At 38.6% G+C, this 19675-nt stretch carries 18 protein-coding genes; 8 read left to right on the top strand and 10 right to left on the bottom strand.

What is annotated here, in order from left to right; genetic code table 11:
- Positions 1–66: 66 nt before the first annotated feature.
- Positions 67–1146 carry a COX15/CtaA family protein gene (locus H6571_14250; GenBank protein ID MCB9324898.1) on the bottom strand — a complete coding sequence of 360 codons (1080 nt, stop codon included), beginning with the start codon at positions 1144–1146 and terminating at the stop codon, positions 67–69.
- Positions 1147–1607: 461 nt separating this feature from the next.
- On the opposite strand from H6571_14250, the gene H6571_14245 reads away from it, so the two are divergent.
- The gene (locus H6571_14245) at positions 1608–2294 is read left to right on the top strand and encodes an SOS response-associated peptidase (GenBank protein ID MCB9324897.1); all 687 of its coding nucleotides are present in this window, start codon (positions 1608–1610) and stop codon (positions 2292–2294) included.
- A gap of 1 nt (position 2295) precedes the next feature.
- On the opposite strand, the gene H6571_14240 is transcribed toward H6571_14245, so the two are convergent.
- Positions 2296–2715, bottom strand: coding sequence for a hypothetical protein (locus H6571_14240; GenBank protein MCB9324896.1), 420 nt, complete (start codon positions 2713–2715; stop codon positions 2296–2298).
- Between the two features lie 173 nt (positions 2716–2888).
- Here H6571_14240 and H6571_14235 point away from each other — a divergent pair, with 173 nt between their 5' ends.
- On the top strand, positions 2889–3458 hold the full coding sequence (locus H6571_14235; GenBank protein ID MCB9324895.1) for an aminoacyl-tRNA hydrolase: 570 nt from the start codon (positions 2889–2891) through the stop codon (positions 3456–3458).
- An 81-nt stretch (positions 3459–3539) separates the two neighbouring features.
- Here the strand turns inward: H6571_14235 and H6571_14230 are convergent, their stop codons facing one another.
- Positions 3540–4010 carry a hypothetical protein gene (locus tag H6571_14230; protein ID MCB9324894.1) on the bottom strand — a complete coding sequence of 157 codons (471 nt, stop codon included), beginning with the start codon at positions 4008–4010 and terminating at the stop codon, positions 3540–3542.
- 54 nt (positions 4011–4064) lie between these two features.
- Positions 4065–5105: a glycosyltransferase gene (locus tag H6571_14225; protein ID MCB9324893.1), complete on the bottom strand. Its 1041-nt coding sequence runs from the start codon at positions 5103–5105 to the stop codon at positions 4065–4067.
- A 311-nt stretch (positions 5106–5416) separates the two neighbouring features.
- On the opposite strand from H6571_14225, the gene fahA reads away from it, so the two are divergent.
- Positions 5417–6685 (top strand): fumarylacetoacetase, encoded by a 1269-nt coding sequence (fahA, locus tag H6571_14220; GenBank protein ID MCB9324892.1) that lies wholly within the window; start codon positions 5417–5419, stop codon positions 6683–6685.
- Positions 6686–7386: 701 nt separating this feature from the next.
- On the opposite strand, the gene H6571_14215 is transcribed toward fahA, so the two are convergent.
- Complete coding sequence (locus H6571_14215) at positions 7387–8259, bottom strand: glucosaminidase domain-containing protein (protein MCB9324891.1); 873 nt, start codon at positions 8257–8259, stop codon at positions 7387–7389.
- Between the two features lie 169 nt (positions 8260–8428).
- Between H6571_14215 and H6571_14210 the strand changes: the two genes are divergently transcribed.
- A complete protein-coding gene (locus H6571_14210; GenBank protein MCB9324890.1) occupies positions 8429–8938 on the top strand; it encodes an OmpH family outer membrane protein in 510 nt (169 codons plus the stop codon).
- Positions 8939–8945: 7 nt separating this feature from the next.
- On the opposite strand, the gene H6571_14205 is transcribed toward H6571_14210, so the two are convergent.
- The 3 genes from H6571_14205 to H6571_14195 are packed head-to-tail and all read right to left on the bottom strand — an operon-like array spanning position 8946 to position 12616.
- Positions 8946–10061: a site-2 protease family protein gene (locus tag H6571_14205; protein ID MCB9324889.1), complete on the bottom strand. Its 1116-nt coding sequence runs from the start codon at positions 10059–10061 to the stop codon at positions 8946–8948.
- 10 nt (positions 10062–10071) lie between these two features.
- Positions 10072–10908: an Omp28-related outer membrane protein gene (locus H6571_14200; GenBank protein MCB9324888.1), complete on the bottom strand. Its 837-nt coding sequence runs from the start codon at positions 10906–10908 to the stop codon at positions 10072–10074.
- A gap of 22 nt (positions 10909–10930) precedes the next feature.
- Complete coding sequence (locus H6571_14195) at positions 10931–12616, bottom strand: hypothetical protein (GenBank protein ID MCB9324887.1); 1686 nt, start codon at positions 12614–12616, stop codon at positions 10931–10933.
- Positions 12617–12791: 175 nt separating this feature from the next.
- Here H6571_14195 and H6571_14190 point away from each other — a divergent pair, with 175 nt between their 5' ends.
- From H6571_14190 to H6571_14180, 3 genes are all read left to right on the top strand, one after another.
- Entirely contained in the window at positions 12792–13337 is a 546-nt protein-coding gene (locus H6571_14190; GenBank protein ID MCB9324886.1) for a TlpA family protein disulfide reductase, read from the top strand.
- Positions 13338–13951: 614 nt separating this feature from the next.
- Entirely contained in the window at positions 13952–15706 is a 1755-nt protein-coding gene (gene dnaX / locus H6571_14185; protein ID MCB9324885.1) for a DNA polymerase III subunit gamma/tau, read from the top strand.
- A gap of 120 nt (positions 15707–15826) precedes the next feature.
- The gene (locus H6571_14180) at positions 15827–16534 is read left to right on the top strand and encodes a class I SAM-dependent methyltransferase (GenBank protein MCB9324884.1); all 708 of its coding nucleotides are present in this window, start codon (positions 15827–15829) and stop codon (positions 16532–16534) included.
- Between the two features lie 17 nt (positions 16535–16551).
- On the opposite strand, the gene H6571_14175 is transcribed toward H6571_14180, so the two are convergent.
- A complete protein-coding gene (locus H6571_14175; GenBank protein ID MCB9324883.1) occupies positions 16552–17610 on the bottom strand; it encodes a response regulator in 1059 nt (352 codons plus the stop codon).
- Positions 17611–17668: 58 nt separating this feature from the next.
- Positions 17669–18952 carry a PAS domain-containing sensor histidine kinase gene (locus H6571_14170; GenBank protein ID MCB9324882.1) on the bottom strand — a complete coding sequence of 428 codons (1284 nt, stop codon included), beginning with the start codon at positions 18950–18952 and terminating at the stop codon, positions 17669–17671.
- A gap of 269 nt (positions 18953–19221) precedes the next feature.
- Here H6571_14170 and H6571_14165 point away from each other — a divergent pair, with 269 nt between their 5' ends.
- The gene (locus H6571_14165; GenBank protein MCB9324881.1) at positions 19222–19668 is read left to right on the top strand and encodes a CBS domain-containing protein; all 447 of its coding nucleotides are present in this window, start codon (positions 19222–19224) and stop codon (positions 19666–19668) included.
- The last annotated feature ends 7 nt before the right edge of the window (positions 19669–19675 follow it).

Here is a 19675-nt window from a genome sequence, read left to right as displayed (position 1 = left end):
GCCCTTTTTATTTATGTGGATAACGTTGAAAACTTACACTTATCCACAGCTTATCCACACTAAAAACTAAGTGTTCTTTTTGCCTTGCAAATACAACAAAAAGAGTAAAATACTTAACAATAATAATGCACCTGCCTGATGCAGTACTCCAAGCGTTAATGGTACCTTGCCCAAACAATAGATTACCGTAAATATTCCTAACAATACCTGGATGATCAACATACTTACGAACAATAACAACCCGGCCTTAAAACGTGTTGAAACTTCTAATGTTCTTGCCTTTAAAAAATACCATAAACCAATGATTATCAATAAGTAAGCTATCAACCTGTGTACAAATTGAACGATAGCCGGCATAAAGGAGAATTGATCGTAATTCACAAGGTTTTCAACAGTCCAGTTCGCGCTGTTGGTCAGGATGGAAGGAATAAAAAATCCATTCATGTCCGGCCAGGTAGGATAATACAATCCTGCCTTCATTCCCGAGTTGATTCCTCCTAAAATTATTTGAACTGCAACTATCGCCAAAATGGCTAAAGTATTCCTTTTCAACACCTTGTTGTTGATAACCTCTTTTTTTATATTAAGCGTCTGAAAAATGACCCATAACAAATAACTATAAAGGATAAAAGCCAGCGATAAATGCAGGGACAGCTTATACGCATTGACCCATGGCCTGTCCTCCAGCCCGCTGGCCACCATGATCCATCCAAAAGAGGCAACCACTGCCGCCAGCAGTAATACCGTGCCCAGGCGTTTCATTAAAATTTTGTCTATCATCCCTTTGGCCCAAAAAATAAGGAATGGAATGATAAATACAAACCCCATTAATCGTGCCCAAAGCCGGTGAAAGTACTCCCAAAAGAATATGAATTTGAATTGTCCCAGTTCCATGCCTTCATTGATCTTTTCGTATTGAGGGGTCGCCTTGTACAACTCAAAGGCCTCAGTCCATTGTTCGGCATTAAGTGGAGGTAGGGTTCCGGTTACTATGTCCCACTTCGTTATAGACAACCCTGAGCCCGTTAAACGGGTAATCCCGCCCAGGATAACCTGCACAAATATCATGATCAATCCTACGATCAGCCACAACCGGACTATACTAGCGTAGTCTTTATTTTTTTTTGATTCAATTTCATTTTTCATAATCCCCTTTAATAATCTTTATTAATATAATTTTAAAAAACCCTATTATTATTACTGATGTGAATTCGTGGATAAATAAAGTGACATAAATTTTTTCAAAAAGTTATCCATGGTCATTTACAATTTATACACATTGGGTTAACATATAGAACTGCTGATTACTAATAAATTACAAACTTATGCACAGCCTGTTGATTTGTCCTAATCTTGATAAATATATTTATCCACCATTATGGATAACTTTTGTTTTCTGTGGATATCATCCCGGCTTTTCCCCATAATAAAAGTTTTCCACCGATCACTTTTCCCTTATTTTATCCTTTTGTGGATTAGTGTGGACAATTAATGGTTAGATTAACGTTAATCCACAAAATCCATGTGGATAATTTTTTTTGTAAGGAACTGATTCATAATGTGTTATAATAGTTGTATTTTTAACTTGTTAATAAACATTTTTAAACATGTGCGGACGCTTTTCGTTTGCTGTATCAGCAAAAAAAATAAAAGAAACTTTTGGAGAAACACTGGAATTGGATCATGACTTAAAGATAAATTTTAACATAGCTCCAACCCAGGATAGTTATGTGATTACAAATGATCAGCCTCAAAAGCTTCAGTCTTTTAAATGGGGACTTGTGCCCTATTGGGCCAATGACAGTTCCGGAGGCGGAAAATTGATCAATGCCAGGAGGGAAGGAATTGAAAACAAGCCTTCATTTAAAACGCCCATCAAAAATCGTCGTTGCCTGGTAGTGGTGGATAGTTTTTATGAATGGAAAAGGTTAGCAGGACAAAAAATACCTTACCGTATCAGGATGAAGGAGGATCAACTGATGGTTATGGCCGGAATTTGGGACAGCTGGACCGATGGCAAAACCATTGTAAAAAGTTTTTCCATCATTACAACGCCACCTAACAGGGAAATGTCCACAGTCCATAACAGGATGCCGGTAATTCTTGAAACAGAAGAAGTCTGGGAGTCCTGGCTGAAAGATCAACCTTTGGAAAAAGTTTTGGAAATATTAAAAACACCTTCCGATGGCCTACTGGATATTTACAGGGTATCCGGTAAGGTAAATTCAGTGAGGAACAATTTTCCTGAACTACACAACCGAACCCCTGAAACGCCAACCTTATTTGATTTTTAAATCAGACTTTCTTTATTTTTTTTTGCTTTCTTTTCAATACGGAATAGGCCACAACATTATCGAAAATTAAAGGAATGAAGTAGGCTATACTGATATAATTTTCATCCACGTAATTGACCACAACCTTTACATTATTGTCGCAATTGTCAACCCCTTCAGTAATTTTTTCCACAAATACCAGTCTGTTTTCCCGGGCGTCAAGCAATTCCCAATGTCCGCTGCAATTCAGGGAAGGGTAGCCAATAGAGATTGAATCTTTACTTTTATCATAGCTTAGATCAATTCTCCAGGTGCTGTTGGTGGGAGCCTGGTAACCCACTCCTTCCCAGACGCCGTTTAACCATTCAGGTATTTCCTGGGATCTGCAAAAATTGGGCAGGAGTAAAACAAAAACAACGAGGGCTATTTGGATGTTACGCATGAATAAAAAATTTTCGTTATGATTATGGTGTATTCGTATGGAGGGAAAAGGGAAACCTTGTGGAATAAACGCCGTTTTCATTTAAAACATTCTATTTTTGCAAAAAAAAATAAAAAACTTTCATGAATTGGCTAAAAAGACTTTTTGGCATAAAAGAAATAGAACCTGATCCAATGAAATACCTAATTGCAGGCCTCGGTAATATGGGGGCTAAATATGATAACACCAGGCATAATATCGGTTTTGAGGTAGTAGATGCTCTGGCTAAGGAATTTGAAGTGGAATTCAAAAACGACCAACTCGGGGATATTGCTCAATTTAAATTCAAGGGAAGAACCTTTATTTTACTCAAACCATCCACTTATATGAACTTAAGTGGCAAGGCCGTGAGGTATTGGCTGCAAAAGCATAAAATTGAAAAATCAAATCTTTTGGTCATTATTGACGATCTCAACCTGGATTTTGGCGTTCAGCGGTTAAGAGGAAAAGGCAGCGATGGCGGGCATAACGGACTCAAAGATATTGACAAGATGTGTGGAGGGAATAATTATGCGCGGTTGAGAATTGGCATCGGAAGAGATCAATCCAGGAAAGGCCAGGTAGACTTTGTGTTAGGAGAATGGTCTGATTCCGAAAAAGACAAGCTTCCTGAAATTTTAAAAACTGCAGCGGAAACCGTCAAGAGTTTTGCCACCATTGGTCTGGACCATACCATGACCCAGTTCAATAAAAAAGGGGAATAAAGCAATAGGTTTTGGGCCAGGATTTGATCCAGTATGATTTAACCCAATAATACACTTATAAATTTATTTTTCAGACAGTCCTTAAATTCCTTTTGTAGCAATTTTTTTACTGATTTCTTGGACCAATCCTAAGGCAGCTGGGCCATACCAGGGATGAAGCTCCATTTCCAACCTGCCAGCCTGGATAGCCGGGTCCGTTGCGGTTAGTGCACGGGCCTCTTCGATGGTTTTTACATCGAAAATATAAATTCCTCTCACTACCCCATCATCTAAAAATGGCCCGGCAACTACCAGGGTTCCTTCTTCAGCCATTCTGGTGATATTATCGAGATGGGCACGTTGTAATGTTGCCGCTTCAAGGCTATCCTGGGAGCGGTTTGGCCCCGCTTTTAAAAAGGCCATTACATAAGAATGCATACCATATTCATCAGCCTCCAACCTTTTGGCCAATGCTTCGTCAAATAAAGTGGTATCACTTTTTTCCGCCGTTGCGGTTTCATTAATTTGAGGAACGTTCGAAGACTCCGTACATTGATTGAATAGCATAATCATATTCAATATTACAAGGCCTTTTAAAAATGATTTTTTCATCATTAGGATTTTGATTTACAATATACGAAATTTATTTTTTGCTGACATTCCATCGAACCCGCAAAAATGTTCAGCTTCGGCAAGGGCTATTTTAATATCCAGGTTTTTCTGCGTTTGCCGGTAAAAAATACCTTTTTCAAACAAATACTCCGCAAGATATTCCTGCTCCGTTTGACCAGGCGTGGGCACGAGAATGGCCTTTTTTTGTAGCATTACCAAATCCATCAGGATGCTGTATCCGGATCGACAAAGGATTATTTTAGCCGCGGACATCACTTCATTTAATTCTCTTGTGGTGCAATATGAAATTATTTTGACGTGTTCGGAAACAGATTTTTGAACGCGTTTTTCTACAATGCCTTGTATTATTATGGTATTAATTTTCAGGGGAATGACTTGCTCCAAAATCATTTTTTCAAACCGTGTTCGTTGAGGTTCAGGACCGGAAAGGACAACTACCAGATCCCATTTTTCCTTTATTGAAATTTTTTTCATACGGCTAAGCAGACCAATGAACCTTACATTTTCCAGGTTTTTCGGCTCTGATAATTTTCCACTCAAACGAATCGACGGAGAATCAGGAACCCAACATTCATCAAATTGGCTTATTAAGGATCTGTTTAAAAAATTTACCAAAAATTTCAGTGGTGTAAAAGGAATTTGGATATTGACCTGGTGGGTGATAAAAACACTTTTTACTTTCTTTGAAAAACAACCAAATCTATTATCCGAAATCAATAATTCGATAGAATGGTTTCTAATAATTTTCTGGATAGCAAAATATTCTCCAACCACCCCTATGAATAATTTTGGGAGTTGAAGCAGAATATTAATAAACATATTATTGGAAAAGTAATGGATATGGTAACCGGGCAGTTGAAAATAGGTTAAATTTGGAAATTCTTTTTTTAATAATTCAAGAGAGTTTCCGTTACCGGCAATCAAGACTTCTGTTCCATTTTCAATAAAAGTTTCAATAATAGGAATACAGCGGGTAGCGTGACCCAGCCCCCAATCCAAGGGTGAAACAAGAATTTTTGCAGGTAATTTTTTCAAATTTTTAAATTGATTTCAATTTTTGGATGAATCAGGCCAGTAAAAACCTTTTTTTTAAGGCCAGCTAATTTTATGAACGGGGATTATGGACTAATACTTTAAATTGATAAATTATCATTTTACCTTTATCATTTTATCCATCGTCAGCCTCAAAGGTATTAATTGAAGGTGCAAAATTCAGCATTATGAATATCAAAAAATACAGGTGGAACCTGATAATATTAATCATCATAATAATGACTATTTCGGCCTGTCGGGTAGCGGATTGTGGCTGCCCAATGTATTAACCAAATTATTCTAAAAGCAAAGAAATGATAAAAGCGAATCATCCAAATTTAAAATCCTGGGTAGACGTTCTGCCGGGATCAGATTTCCCTATCCAAAACTTACCATTTGGCATTTTTGAAACCACCTTTGGAGAGAAAAGAGTTTGTTCAGCGATTGGAGAATACGTAGTTGACCTGGTAGAGGTTGAATACCTGGGGTTGTTGGATGGCCTGAGTATAAAAACCTCTGTTTTTGAAAATGACTATTTGAATGATTTCATGGCTCAGGGGAAAGATAAAACTTCTGAATTAAGAAACAGGCTTTCTGAAATATTGCAGGACATTCCCGGCAAGTGGAATGGTGAGTCGAAAAGGAATCAATTTCTGGTAAACATGAAGGATGTGGACATGCAATTGCCCATAAAAATCGGTGATTATACTGATTTTTATTCAAGCATTGAACATGCCACTAATGTGGGCACTATGTTTAGGGGGCCTGAAAATGCCCTAATGCCCAATTGGCGACATATACCCATTGGATACCATGGTCGATCTTCTTCTATTGTAGTATCCGGTACTCCATTTCACCGGCCCAAAGGACAGATGATGCCTCCTGGAAATGACCATCCTGTTTTCGGACCCAGTAAATTGTTGGATTATGAATTAGAAATGGGATTTGTTATTGGCAAGCCAACAGCACTGGGAGATTCCGTTGCCATCGGTGAGGCCGAAGATTATATTTTTGGGTTGATCTTATTCAATGACTGGTCGGCAAGAGATATTCAGAGTTGGGAATACGTACCCCTGGGACCTTTCCTGGGAAAAAATTTCGCTTCCACGATTTCCCCATGGGTGATTACCCTCGAAGCCCTGGAACCTTTCAGGGTGACCGGTCCAAAACAGGAACCGGAGGTTCTGCCCTATTTACAATTTGAAGGGGCCAAAAATTATGATATTCAACTGGAAGTGGAAATTCATCCTGAAGCCGGGCAAGGTAAAGTCATTACCCGATCGAATTTTAAATATATGTACTGGAATATGTGTCAGCAATTGGCACACCATACCGTGAACGGTTGTAATATTAACGTAGGGGACTTTTATGCTTCAGGTACGATTAGTGGAAAAGATCCAGGTTCCTTCGGTTCCATGCTGGAACTTACCTGGAGAGGAACCAAACCGATTCAAATGCCCGATGGCAGTGAACGGAAATTTATTCAGGATGGTGATACCATTGTAATGAAAGGATGGTGCGAAAAAGATGGGGTCAGGATAGGATTTGGAGAAGCTTCCGGAAAAATTTTGCCAGCAAAATGATAGCCGTTTCTTTTTAGTGAACCAGAAAGGATTAAAGAGATTAGATAAGAATAAAATTTTCATTGCCCGGGGCTTTAGCGATATTTTCATTGTCCAGTGCTTTAGCCTGCCTGCGGTGTCTACCGTATATACACAAATATTACTTTTGGGTAGATACTATTCAACCCTTTCATGCCTGTCTGCCGTCGGCTTTGCCAGGCAGGGTTGCCAAATTAATTTTTTAAACAATGGATTTCATCCATTGCCATTAATACCTGCCTGCGGCAGGTTGATTCCCTGTCGGGAATAGGCTTGAGAAAAAAACGGTATTGGCCTACACAAATGGGTAAACCTTCACATAAAATGCCTAACGGGCATTAATTTTAATAACGCAGTATGAAATGCTGCGTCAAACAAAAAGAATAACAACCCTGAAATGGGTTGAATTAAATTGAACCTCAGTAAAAAGTAAGTTATGTATATACAGTAACCAGCGGCGTCAGGCAGGCACTGGGTAAAATATCATCAGGACCCCTGGCCTTTAAGTCAAATCAATAAACGGCCACAAGAAAGGGCTGAAAGCCCTGTAGCTTTGTTTTTTTGTATTTCCTTAGCCTGGCTTCCTACCGCGTCAGGCAGCATAAAGCACAGGGCGATGGATGGCTTTTTAAAGCGATTTTTTTACTACAAAGTGTTTAATTTGAAATTTAAATATATTGATATTATTTATCATATTTATACAACTTCAATTCCTCAATCAGGCGGATAAGTTTTTTATCATAATTCGGGTCTGTTGCATATCCGGCTTTTTTAAGGCCTTTTGCCCATCCTTTATAATCAGCTTTTTTAATTTTAAACAGGGAGAAATATCGGCTTCCGTTTTTTAATAACTTGCTGTGCGCATGATAGCTGTCCGCAGGTTCCTTGAAAATTTTAAAAAAATCCTTGTGTGAATCATCTGTAAAATTACTGCAATGTCCTTTTTTACATTGCCGGGAAAAACACTTTAATCCGAAGTGATTATTGTTGTCTACGGCCAGTTTACTTTCCCCCGCATTACTTTCCAATAAACCTTGAGCCAGGGTAATACTGGCCGGAATGCCGTAAGTTTTCATTTCCTCCTTAGCCATTGCCGAATATTTTTTTACATAGGCTTTTTGCTTCTTTATTTTTTCCAGTTTTTTTAATTCCGATTCAGACAGGTCTAATGAATTTTCAGAAAACGGAAGATTTGAATAAGTGTTCATGGGGTTGTCTGCTTTCCCGGTCTCAAAACGGGTATTTTCTCCAGTTCTATTTTCATCTCTGTTTAGCAGGGAGGTATTTTGTGGGATAGCTTGATCCTCCTGAAATCCCGAAGGGCTTTCAATATATTGAATAGCAGCATTATTTCCGGCCTGGGCCTTTAAGTTCAAATTAATGCTTACATCTTTAATGAGAAACATCCATACCAGGATACCAAGCATGACGGTTTTGAACCAATAGGCTCTTACAAGCTGTCGGATATTTTCGGTGATTTGCCGGACCTTAATTTTTATTTCATCAATCTGATCGTTGACTTTTGATTGGATGATCTGTAAATATTTATTGGCCATAACTCCTTTTTTAAAACGATTAGTTTTACAAATATAAACTTTATGTTTTAAAATTGCTAATTTAAACAAACTTTTTGTTTTATTAAATGAGTTATTGTAATGTTAAATAGTAGATTAACTTTCTGACTTAAATTATCTTTGATTTTTATTATCATCAAATCAGATTATCATGAAAAAGCTTTTGCTCTTATTTTCTATTATATTGGTTTCAGTATCTATAGGTTCTGCCCAAAAATATGGTCATTTAAATTTTGGAAATTTACTTTCTGCCATGCCAGAGACCAAGGCTGCTGACAAAACTTTGGAAGAGTATCAAAAACAACTTGTAGCGAAAGGAGAGAAAATGGCAAGCGATTTTCAAAAGAAGGTGACGGATTATTATGATCAAGTTCAAGCTGGTGATTTGGCGCCAAAAGAACAGGCTGATCTTGAGAAGGCTTTGCAAAAGCAGCAAACGGATATTCAGGCTTATGAACAGGAGGTATCCCAAAAGATTCAGGAAAAAAGAAATGAACTATTACAACCCATTATGGAAAAAGCCCAAAATGCTATTAATTCCGTAGCAAAGGATCAGGGATATATTATGGTTTTTGACTCAAGCGTTTTTAATGCCATACTTTTTGCTGAGGAATCAGAGGATATTATGGTATTCGTTGCTGCAAAGCTTGGGCTTAACTAATGTCAGTTTATTTTAAAAAATGATGAATGGTTTCACGGTCTATTACACCTATTAGTTCTTTTCCATTCATTACCGTTAGAGCTGATTTTTCATTTTTGTACATGGAATGTAAAGCATTTTGTAGGCTTTCATTTATCTCTGTTTGCAATACGGGAAAGGGAAAAAAGGAACCGATTGCTGTATTTTGATTTACGGCATTTTTTACCGCTTCCAAAACCGTTTTTTCGGTTAGAATGCCTACCACCCGTTCTTCTTCATTATTTACAATGATGTAATTGAGGTCTTGATTGGAAAAGGCTTCCAATATCTTTGAAAGAGAGGTATTTTCATTTACCGTTGTAAAATTTGTGTCCATCAACTGGCTCACTTTATTTTCCATTAAGAAAAGTTCATTCTTAATAGTTTTGAATTCTCCGAAGGCGGAAGTAAAAACATACAATCCAACCAAAACCAGAATCCAGTTAAATTCAAATACTCCAAATATTACGATGCAACCCGAAATAATTGCCCCGATGGTAGCAGCAATTTGAGTTGCCTTATGTCTAGGCAATTTTATGGCAAGCAGGGCTCTTAAAATTCTTCCTCCATCCATTGGCATGGCCGGGATCAGGTTGAAAATTCCCACAATAATGTTTAGGGAAACCAGGAAAAATAAGAACCAGTTAATAAAAGTGACCCTAAAAGGTGGAAAAGCGCCTTCTTTAATATTGAATAAAAAGGAGGTCATATCCTTTAACAGGGCTGGATCCATGGTAAGTAAAAAGGGAAAAAAGATCAGCGCTATTAAAAAATTAACCGCTGGGCCGGCAAATGCGACCAATAATTCCTGTTTCGGTTCAACAGGTAGTCTTTCCAGCATGGCCACTCCACCAATGGGGAGCAAAACTATATTTTGGGTTTTTATTCCATACCTGCGCGCCATTAAGGCGTGTCCCAGTTCATGTAAAATGACACAGGCGAAAAGGGTAAGAACAGATAGAAGTAAATTGGATAAATGGCCCCATTTCAACTGCCCCTGGTTATCCATCCCTGCCAGGCCCACCCAGGCCAAAATAAAAAGGAAAGTCCAGTGCATCCTTAACGGTATCCCTGAAATGGTAGCAATCCTGAAGGTTCCTTTCATCAATTAATTTTTATTCAATGACTTTGGCGTGTCCCGCCTGCAATACATCTTTTATTCCACCGCCTTGGCCTGCATAACTCACAAAGGCAATGATTTCACAATTTTCAGGAATCCACGGACCGGATCCATCTGCTTCCGGCAAAGTATAAGAATAAGTTACCAATTTTTCTTCTTGTGATTTTAGCGTTCCCAATACGTCCCCTTCCGTGGAAGAAATGGCATCCCTGAAAATATGATTGTGTACATAATCATCTACAACACCATCTGGGGTCTGTTGTTTATTGATGATACCACTTTCTGTGATTACGACCGTCAAACGTAAATCGCCCTGCAGGTCTTCCAGGGGTAAAAGATTAACGCGTATGACCAGGTTTCTCGTGTTTTGATCGTACTCATTTTCAACATAAACGCTCAATTTCGGTTGGATTTCCACTTCTGAGGCAATATATCCAGGCCAACTTGGAAGACCCAGTTGAAGATCTGGTTCAGTGTCAAATAATTTCCTGTTGATGATTCCGGAGGGAATTCCTTCCGGGTAACCCAAATTTTCAAGGATGTCATGTGCTTCCTGGTTTCTGAAATCATAGGTACTGCCCGGTACCGGATTTCCTTGTCCGCCTACGAAAGTATGCATGGTTATCACGATCAGGTTGTCCGGATAAACAGCCAACAGGTTTTGGATTTCCGCGTGTGCATTGGCGCAGGGTACACAACTTCCTCCGGAAAATTCTTCCATCAAAACAACGCGGTCTCCTTCAGGTTGAATGATGGTAATGGGAACAATGGTTTCATGGCAGGAAAAACATATAAATGGAATGGCCAGTAGGAATATTTTTATTTTTTGCATGATACTTCCTTGTTTTGTTAAATTAAAAAGAGGAGTTTACGGTAAATTTTATTCCGCTGAATGCCGGTTCTAAACGACAGATACCTCCCGAACAAACAATCCCCTCCACCTGTTTGACATAACTCAGCGAAAATCTGTTGGCATTTTGCGTGAAATAAATATCGAACCTCGGATAATGTATGGATTCTTTTTCCCCATTCACATTCTCAGGGGAAGCTACTCCGGGATTTATATTAAACATATCTGAAACAGAGAAGGTCCATTTGGGAGCGATGGTAAATTCTGCCAACCCAAAAAGCCAGTCTCCGTAGTCCTGCTTTCCACCATTGTGGTCGTCCTGACCGACTTTCATATACTGACCTTCAATTCTGAGTGCCTCTTTCCTGGATATTTTATAGGTGAAGTCAAAAAACGGAGTGAGCGTTTCGACGATGGGAACTCCAGGATGGATTTCATAAACTTCCTGGTTGTATCGCTGCAACTGAATGCCGGCGAGCAGTTCCCATTTTCTTTTGTATTTATACTTGGCCGTAAAATACAATTCCCTATACAACTGGAGATTGTGAAGATCCGTTATATTGGATAAGTTTAAGTTGAAATTTAGCTTTTTCGAAGGGTTGTAATTAATATCTGCCTGGAAAGCTTGTTCTCCAAGGTCCTGGGTAGCCGCAGCATATCTTGAGGTCAGCCGGTAAGAATTGATCCTGGTCATGGGCGGAAGAAAATTCAACATCCCTTTATTGAGCTGTAGAAAAGGATTGGCCCTAAAGGTAAAATTTTCAGTTCGTTTGCCTTCGACATTGATTCCAAACCCTTTTGTCCCATAACTCAGGCTCGAATAAAATACCGTACCCGGGCGACGAACAAATTTTCCCTGGGAAATTTTGCCATCCCAATTGTGTTTTTCAGCATAATTATCAAAAAATACTTCTTCCGTTTTATAGGCTGCTTCGGCATACCATCCCAGTTTGCCTACAGTGAGGGTGTTGTAGATTGAAAAGGCATAGGTATTGTACTGGATGCTTACCGTATCCTGAGACGTGTAACTGCCAATGGTGGAGTACAACTGGTCAATGGATTCCTTACTGTGGGTGCGCCCAACCACTCCTAAACCCGGGGCGCTGGACCAGTTGCTTTCCTCTCCTCCGTTAAAATATCCTTCTATGCTTCCTCCTTTAATAACGGATTGATAAACATCAAAAACATTTTTTTGCCTTCCGGTGAAAGCTTTGATCTTCCAGTCAGGAGTAAGATCATAAGTCAGCCTGATCCCTTTTAATGCATTATCAATAAAAAGAGGTCTTTCTTCATAAGCCCTGAAAATGATCCCACTGCCAACCTGGTCATAGAGGTACCCTACTGAAATTTCCAGGTCCTGGATTTTTTTGGTAATATACCAGCGACCAATTCCTTCATCCGTAAAGGAATTTTTAGGGTCAGGAAGAAAAGAATTATTATAAATATCAAAGCGCAGGCCGAAATCAAATCCCCAATTGCTGTAATTGAGATTCATCCAGGCATCGGCTCCGAACAACTCATGTTCGTATTGAGGCGTATTAAAAGCCCCTATTTTGGTATCTTTAATAAAAAAGTTGCTGTTTGCCTCCAGATTACCCGAAATTCGCCCTCCTGAGTTTTCCTGAGCGTTGGCCAGGTGACAAAATAACAGAAGGAAAAGCGATTTTAAGAAAACTTTAATCTGTTTCATTAGAATAGTTTAGTTTTGTTTTCGTTTCTTTCGTGACGATTACCATATTATCCGTCAAATTTATGGTTGAGGGTGTAATTTTCCTTAAAATTTAGCGGTAAAAAAAATAAACACCCAATTTAGTCATTTTGCAAACACGAATTGACTCTAAATTTAGAAAATAAAAAGAATTAAAATGAGATTAAACAAATTTTTACTTGCCGTACTTTTTTTGAGTACTTTTTCTTTTTCACTTTTTTCTCAGTCTGACGACCAGGCTGTTAGGCATGATGGAAATCAAAAGCTTCCCGATACGGAGATCAGAACCCTGGACGGCCAGGTGACCAATCTAACTCAATATGTTGGATCGGATGCTGAAAAAGGTAAAATTACGGTAATCAGTTTATGGGCATCATGGTGTAAACCTTGCCAGACTGAACTGGATGCCATTGCTGATTTATATGACGAGTGGCAGGAAGAATACGATATGCAACTTATTGCTATCACCATAGATACTCAGCGGGCTCTTGCAAAAGTGAAGCCAATTGTGGAATCAAAAGGATGGGAATACATCATTTTGTCAGATGCTAACCAGGCTTTGAAAAATACCTTGAATTTTCAATCCATTCCTCATACCCTGTTAGTGGATCAAAATGGAAATATCGTAGATGTACATTCCGGATATTCTCCGGGCAATGAATATGAACTTGAAGATAAGATTAAGGTGTTATTTAATCAATGACCACCTCTTTCAGGCTGAAAAAAATAAGAATCGGTATCGGATGCATTTTCGATACCGATTTTTATTTAATATAAAACATTGCCGATTTTAAAATAAAAAACCGCCTGAACACAAAACGGCCAGACGGTTTTTATTAGTGAAATACATAGTGTAAGGGGTAGTACCACAATCCCTTTATAGTGTTTTAGGTATTTAAAATGCTTTAATAATCCTGAAATTTTTCAAAGATTATACTGTTTTGCTGAAAACAAAAAGAAACTCTCCTCCTTGTAAAGCAGGAGGATTTGAGAAATATTTTGTGTAAGGTATATTATCTATTGTTGACAATAATAAACGAATAGATAATAGAGTAGGTAGCCTAAAAAGTAAACAGTTGACCAGAAGTTGGCTGGTCAGATTTATGGGTGAGTACTGTTTAAATTTTGTGTTTTAAGATGAACACAGAGCAAATATATTAAATAAAATAATAAAGTGAAATATTTTTTCAGACATTATTTATAATATGATGTTTTTTCTGCATGTTTAAAATAAATAATTATTGGTTTTAAGGAAAGTGGTTCATTTTTTCTACTAATCAATATATACACCTTAACTTTGGTACATAAATATTTTACATGAGTAACTTTGTCGTATCGGCGAGAAAATACAGACCGACCAGATTTGATGAAATCGTTGGGCAGGAGCACGTTTCCCATACTTTGAAGAATGCCCTTCAGAGTGATCACCTGGCTCATGCCTTTTTGTTTTGTGGTCCTCGTGGAGTAGGAAAGACGAGCTGTGCCAGGATATTGGCCAAAGTACTCAATTGTAAAAGTCCCACAACGGATTTCGAACCCTGTAATACCTGTGAATCCTGTAAATCTTTTAAGGAAAATACATCATTCAATATTACGGAACTTGACGCGGCTTCCAATAACAGTGTCGAACACATAAGGGCCCTGATTGAACAGGTAAGGTTTCAACCCCAACAGGGGAAATATAAGATCTTCATCATTGATGAGGTGCATATGTTATCGCAACAGGCATTTAATGCTTTTTTAAAAACCCTGGAAGAACCGCCTTCTTATGCTGTATTCATCTTGGCGACTACCGAAAAGCATAAGATTATTCCTACCATTTTATCCCGTTGCCAGATATTTGATTTCAGAAGAATACAGGTGGGAGATACCGTAAAGCACCTCCAGGAAATTTGTCAGAAGGAATCGATTAAAGCCGATGAGGATGCTTTGCATGTAATTGCTCAAAAGGCAGATGGCGCTCTTCGGGATGCTTTATCCATATTTGACCGGATCATTGCTTTTTCAGGAAATGAATTAAAATATGATGACGTAATCCAAAACCTGAACATTTTGGATTATGATTACTTTTTTAAAATGACCGAAGCATTTTTGACAGAGGACTCGGCTTCCGTCCTGAATACTTTTGATGAAATATTAAAAAAGGGTTTTGATCCTGATATTTTCATCAATGGAATGGCGGAGCACTTCCGGAATTTGTTGGTATGCAAAGACAGTCAAACCATAAAACTCCTTGAAGTAGGCGAAAACCTGCAGCAGCGATATGCCCGCCAGTCGGAAATTTGCAGCAATTCCTTTTTATTGACGGCCCTCAATATTGCCAATGATTGTGATATTGAATTTAAAATGGCCCGGAACAAACGTCTTCATGTAGAGATAGCTTTATTGAAGATGCTTTATATCCAGCGGGTGGTTGAAATACCTTCATTATCGACAGGGGAAAAGGTGGTTAGCAAGGAGGATGAAAAAAAAAATCCTGAAGCGATTGCCATAACCCAGGCCGAAGAACCATCGCCTAAGGCTGACTTAAAAGTCTCTGATCCCGGGGAAACACCTGTAAAGGAGGTCAATCTAAAACCTTCCCATTCCGAAAAAACCTTAAAAAAATCATCCAGTAAACATGGAGTGGAAAAGATTGACATCAATAATTTACTGGCAGAAGTTAAGGTAAACGACGATCAGGATTTACGGAACCAGGAAATTGAATTGGAGATTGAAAAAGTGCAAAAAGCCTGGGACGAATACGCAACAGAATCGGAATCGGATACTTTCAGGCTCACGTTAACGAATGCTCTTTTGGAGGTGCAGGAGAAGGAAATCAGGGTGATAGTGGGATCCAGGCTGGCGGTGGACACCATTAAAACGGAGACAGGTTTGATAGAATACTTAAGACAAGAACTAAAGTGCAACGAATTAATGCTCGATCTGCAGGTGGATGAATCTCAAAAACCGGTGTTGGAAAAACCCCAGAAGCCGCTCGATGCAAAAGGAAAGTTTATCAAAATGCGAAGCATTAATCCCAATATACAGGATCTGGCAAAGCGTTTTCAACTTCGACCTGACGAAGAATAGCCGAAAAATTAACAACTCCCTTTCGATGGCTTCCAATTGAGTTAGTTTTTTGTTAATAATTTAAAAACCTTGCCTTATTTAATTCCTTCAGTTAACTTTACTTCAAACATTTAACCTACAATGATATTAAGGAATGCATTTTTAGCCTTGGTTCTTTTTTTCGTCGTTGCTTTTATGTCCTGTGGAACTGATCCACAAGAAAAAGCTGTTCCGACCCCGGTAAATCCTGACCTTGTCGATCCTGCCCAGGATGGTGAAGGCGAAGGCAGTGGTTTGACGGAAGATTATTCCAATACTTATCGGGAAATTTGGCAGAAACCGGATCTTGTATTGCAACTGCTTGGAGGGTTAAAAGGAAAGACCGTGGCCGATATCGGGGCCGGCAGTGGTTTTTTTACTTTCAGAATGATAGAATCGGCAGACAAGGTGATCGCCATTGATGTGGATCCGCGTTTCATTAATTACCTGGACAGCGTAAAGGTAAGAAGGTTGCCTGAAAATCTGCAACCCAAACTGGAGACCCGTTTGACGACCCCAGATTCCCCGGCCCTTCAGAATGAAGAAGTTGATGTGGTCGTAATCGTCAATACCTTTATGTATATAGAAAACCATCCCAACTACCTCAGAATATTAAAAAAAGGCATGAAAGAGGGAGGCAAGCTACTCATCATAGATTTTAAAAAGAAACGAACCCCTGTGGGGCCTCCATCAGACATCAGGCAGCCCCTTTTTGTGGTCGAAAATGAGTTGTATGATGCAGGATATAAAAATATTCTGACCAACGATACGGCCCTGGATTACCAGTATATCGTGATCGCGGAAAAATAGATCCTTGTGGATTACTTTTATCCGGGGATGCTTTCGAGTTTTTCCATATCCAGGATAATAATTTTCCCTTCGACAATATTGATGTATCCGTCATCTTTGAATTCTGTCAACATTCTAATCACACTTTCCTTGGCAGTCCCCACCAGGTGAGCCAGATCGTCACGAAGAATCCTGATCTCGGTTTGTTTTTGCCCCTCTTCGAAATATTTTCCATGAAGAAACAATAATGCATTTGCGATCCTTTTTCTTACTGAATAATAAGCGAGCGTCAAAAGCTGTTCTTCTTTTTCAGCCACATTATCTGCCAGCATTTTTATCATATGCAGGGCGACGTGCTGATTGGAGAAAAATAATTTAAGGAATTCATTTTTTGGGATAACCCTGGCTTCAACATTTTCAAGTGCCGCTGACGCAAAATTGTACACCTGGCCTTTTATCAAAGCCGAATACCCAATAAAATCGCCCTCTTTTCGAATATTGAGAATAAATTCTTTGCCGTATTCATTGGTTTTATAAATTTTGACCTTCCCTGAAGTAATGTAAAAAAGGCTGCGGGGCAGTTTTCCTTCTTCAAATAATTCTTCCTTTTTTCGATAGGTTTTAACCGGGTATTCCTCCGCCAGTTTGATCATGGAATCATAACCTTTCTGTTCATTGATAAAGGAAATCCAGGCATCTTTAGTTCGGTCGTACTTCTTTTGCAGGCGTTCGCTTTTATTGAGCCGGATTTCGATGACCCGAAGCAGGTCGTCTTTCAGAAAAGGTTTTGTGATGTAATCATCCGCGCCAAGGTTCATTCCTCTGCGAAAGTCACTGGCTTCTGTTTTTGCAGTAAGAAAAATAAAAGGAATATCTGCTGTTTCAGGTTTTTTGCTAAGGATGTTCAAAACCCCGAATCCATCCAGTTTTGGCATCATAACGTCACAAAGAATGAGGTCCGGTTCTTCATTTACGGCCAGTTCCACGCCACTGGTTCCGTCAGCAGCACCAAAAGTTTCATACCCTACGAGGGCGAGAATCTCTTCAATATTTTCGCGTACTTCATTATTATCTTCAATGATGAGAATTTTCTTCATCTGTTATTAGGTTTTTTATTAGTCTAAAAAAAGATTCGCTTCCGGGGAAAATAACGAATTATTCCGCAAGAGGGATGGTAATGATGAAGGTGGAACCTTTTCCTTCCTCACTGGTAAAATTAATCTTTCCATCCATCAATTCCACGTAATTTCTAACGATATTCAATCCCAATCCTGTTCCTTTTATGTTTTCAACGTTTTTAGCCCTGAAAAAACGGGTAAAAAGGTGTTTTTGCTCTTCCTTCGGTATACCGATCCCTTCGTCTTTCACTTCGATGACCAGATCATCGTTTTCCAGGTAAGACCGGCAGTAAATGGATTTGTTTTCGTCTGAATATTTAATGGCATTGGTCAGCAAATTTAAAAGAATGTTTTTAAGTAATTGCTTATCCAGGCAAAGTAATTCCGTTTCCAGTTCATTTGTGTGGACAAGGCGTTGGCCTTGCTTTAAGAATCCTTGTATCTGGTCAATAATTTCTTCTTTGAATTCGGAAAAGGAAAACATTACAGGTTTGGCTTCAACTTTCTTTTCATCAAGTCTGCTGAGGGAAAGAAAGTCATTCAAAATGGTATTCAGATTATTTACGGCAGCTTTGATCCTGTGGGTATGTTTCAAGCGGTTGGTCTGATGAACTTCTTCCTTATAGGCTTCTACCAGGTCTGCAGAGGAAAGAATAGTACTCAAAGGCGTTCTGAACTCATGAGAAGCAAGGGATACGAAACGCGTTTTCATGGCATTGAGTTCTTTTTCTTTTTCGAAGGCTTTGGTTAAATCTCTTTCACTTTTTCGAAGGGCGGCTTCTACCGCCTTGCGCTCTATGATTTCATGCTCAAGTTGTTTATTGGATTTGAGCAATTTATTGATCGTTCTGGCAAGTTCTTCAGTACGGGTATTCACTTTTTGTTCGAGCTCTTCATTTAGTTTTTTGATTCTTTCCTCAGCTTGTTTAACTTCTGTCAGGTCGTGAATGATTCCTGTAAAGGTGGTTTTATCATTTAATTTAAATTCACTAACCGCCAAACGAATAGGAAAAAGCACGCCATTTTTTTTGCGTGCCACCACTTCTCGGCCTATACCAATAATCTTGGGTTGCCGGCTGCCTATATAATTTCCGATATACCTGTCGTGTTGTTCGCGGTCGGGAGAAGGCATTAAGATGCTTACATTTTGGCCTATAAGTTCTTCTTTTGAATAACCAAAAAGCTTGGTTACCGCAGGATTTATGCTTTCGATCACCCCCCTGGAGTCAATAGTGATAATACTGTCTATAGCCGTTTCAATTACTGAGTTCAGTCGGAGCGCCAGTTCCTGTAATTCTTGTTGAGTGAGTTGTTTATGCAATTTTTTATGGATGTTTTTCTATTTTTGGTTTGTTACGTTTCAAAACTGGAATAAATAAGAAAAAAAAAGGATTGACGATACTAAAATACGATTTATTAAAAATAAAATGAAATAAATTTTGAATAAAACCAATTTAATAATATTCTATTTTTTTAATAGGGCTAATTTAGGAATAAATTGATAAAAATCAGTTTGTCAAATGATGGAAATCATTTTGCTCCATTCTTTATGTTTTTACCTTGCGTCCAATAACCACATAAATAATTATTATGAATCTTTTAGCACCCGTTTCCAGAATCATGACTACCAACCTGGTAACTGTTAATCCAAAGGACAAAATTACAAAAGTCAAGGAAATCTTTGATGTAAAAAAAATCCACCATATCCCGGTAGTAGAGGGTAAAAAAATGGTAGGAATAATCAGTAAACAGGATTTCCTGTATTTCCTTCACGGATTTACGGACACAGGAAAAATCATGGGTATTGATGCGCTGGAATCAGCCACATGTGAAAAAATTATGACCAAAGGTTTGGCAAAACTGGAGCCAGGAAGTAGAATTAACGTTGCCCTGGAAATTTTTAAAGAAAACCTGTTTCATGCATTGCCTGTGGTAGATGGTGAAAACCTGGTTGGAATTATTACTACCTACGACATTCTAAGCAGACTAGCGGAAGAGCCGATAACCTTGAAGGATTATAAGGATTCAAGCCAATAAAAATTAA

It is taken from the genome of Lewinellaceae bacterium (assembly GCA_020636105.1).
GTDB lineage: Bacteria > Bacteroidota > Bacteroidia > Chitinophagales > Saprospiraceae > BCD1.
Note: the sequence above shows the minus strand (reverse complement) of the source record. Positions and strands in the feature narration are given on the sequence as shown.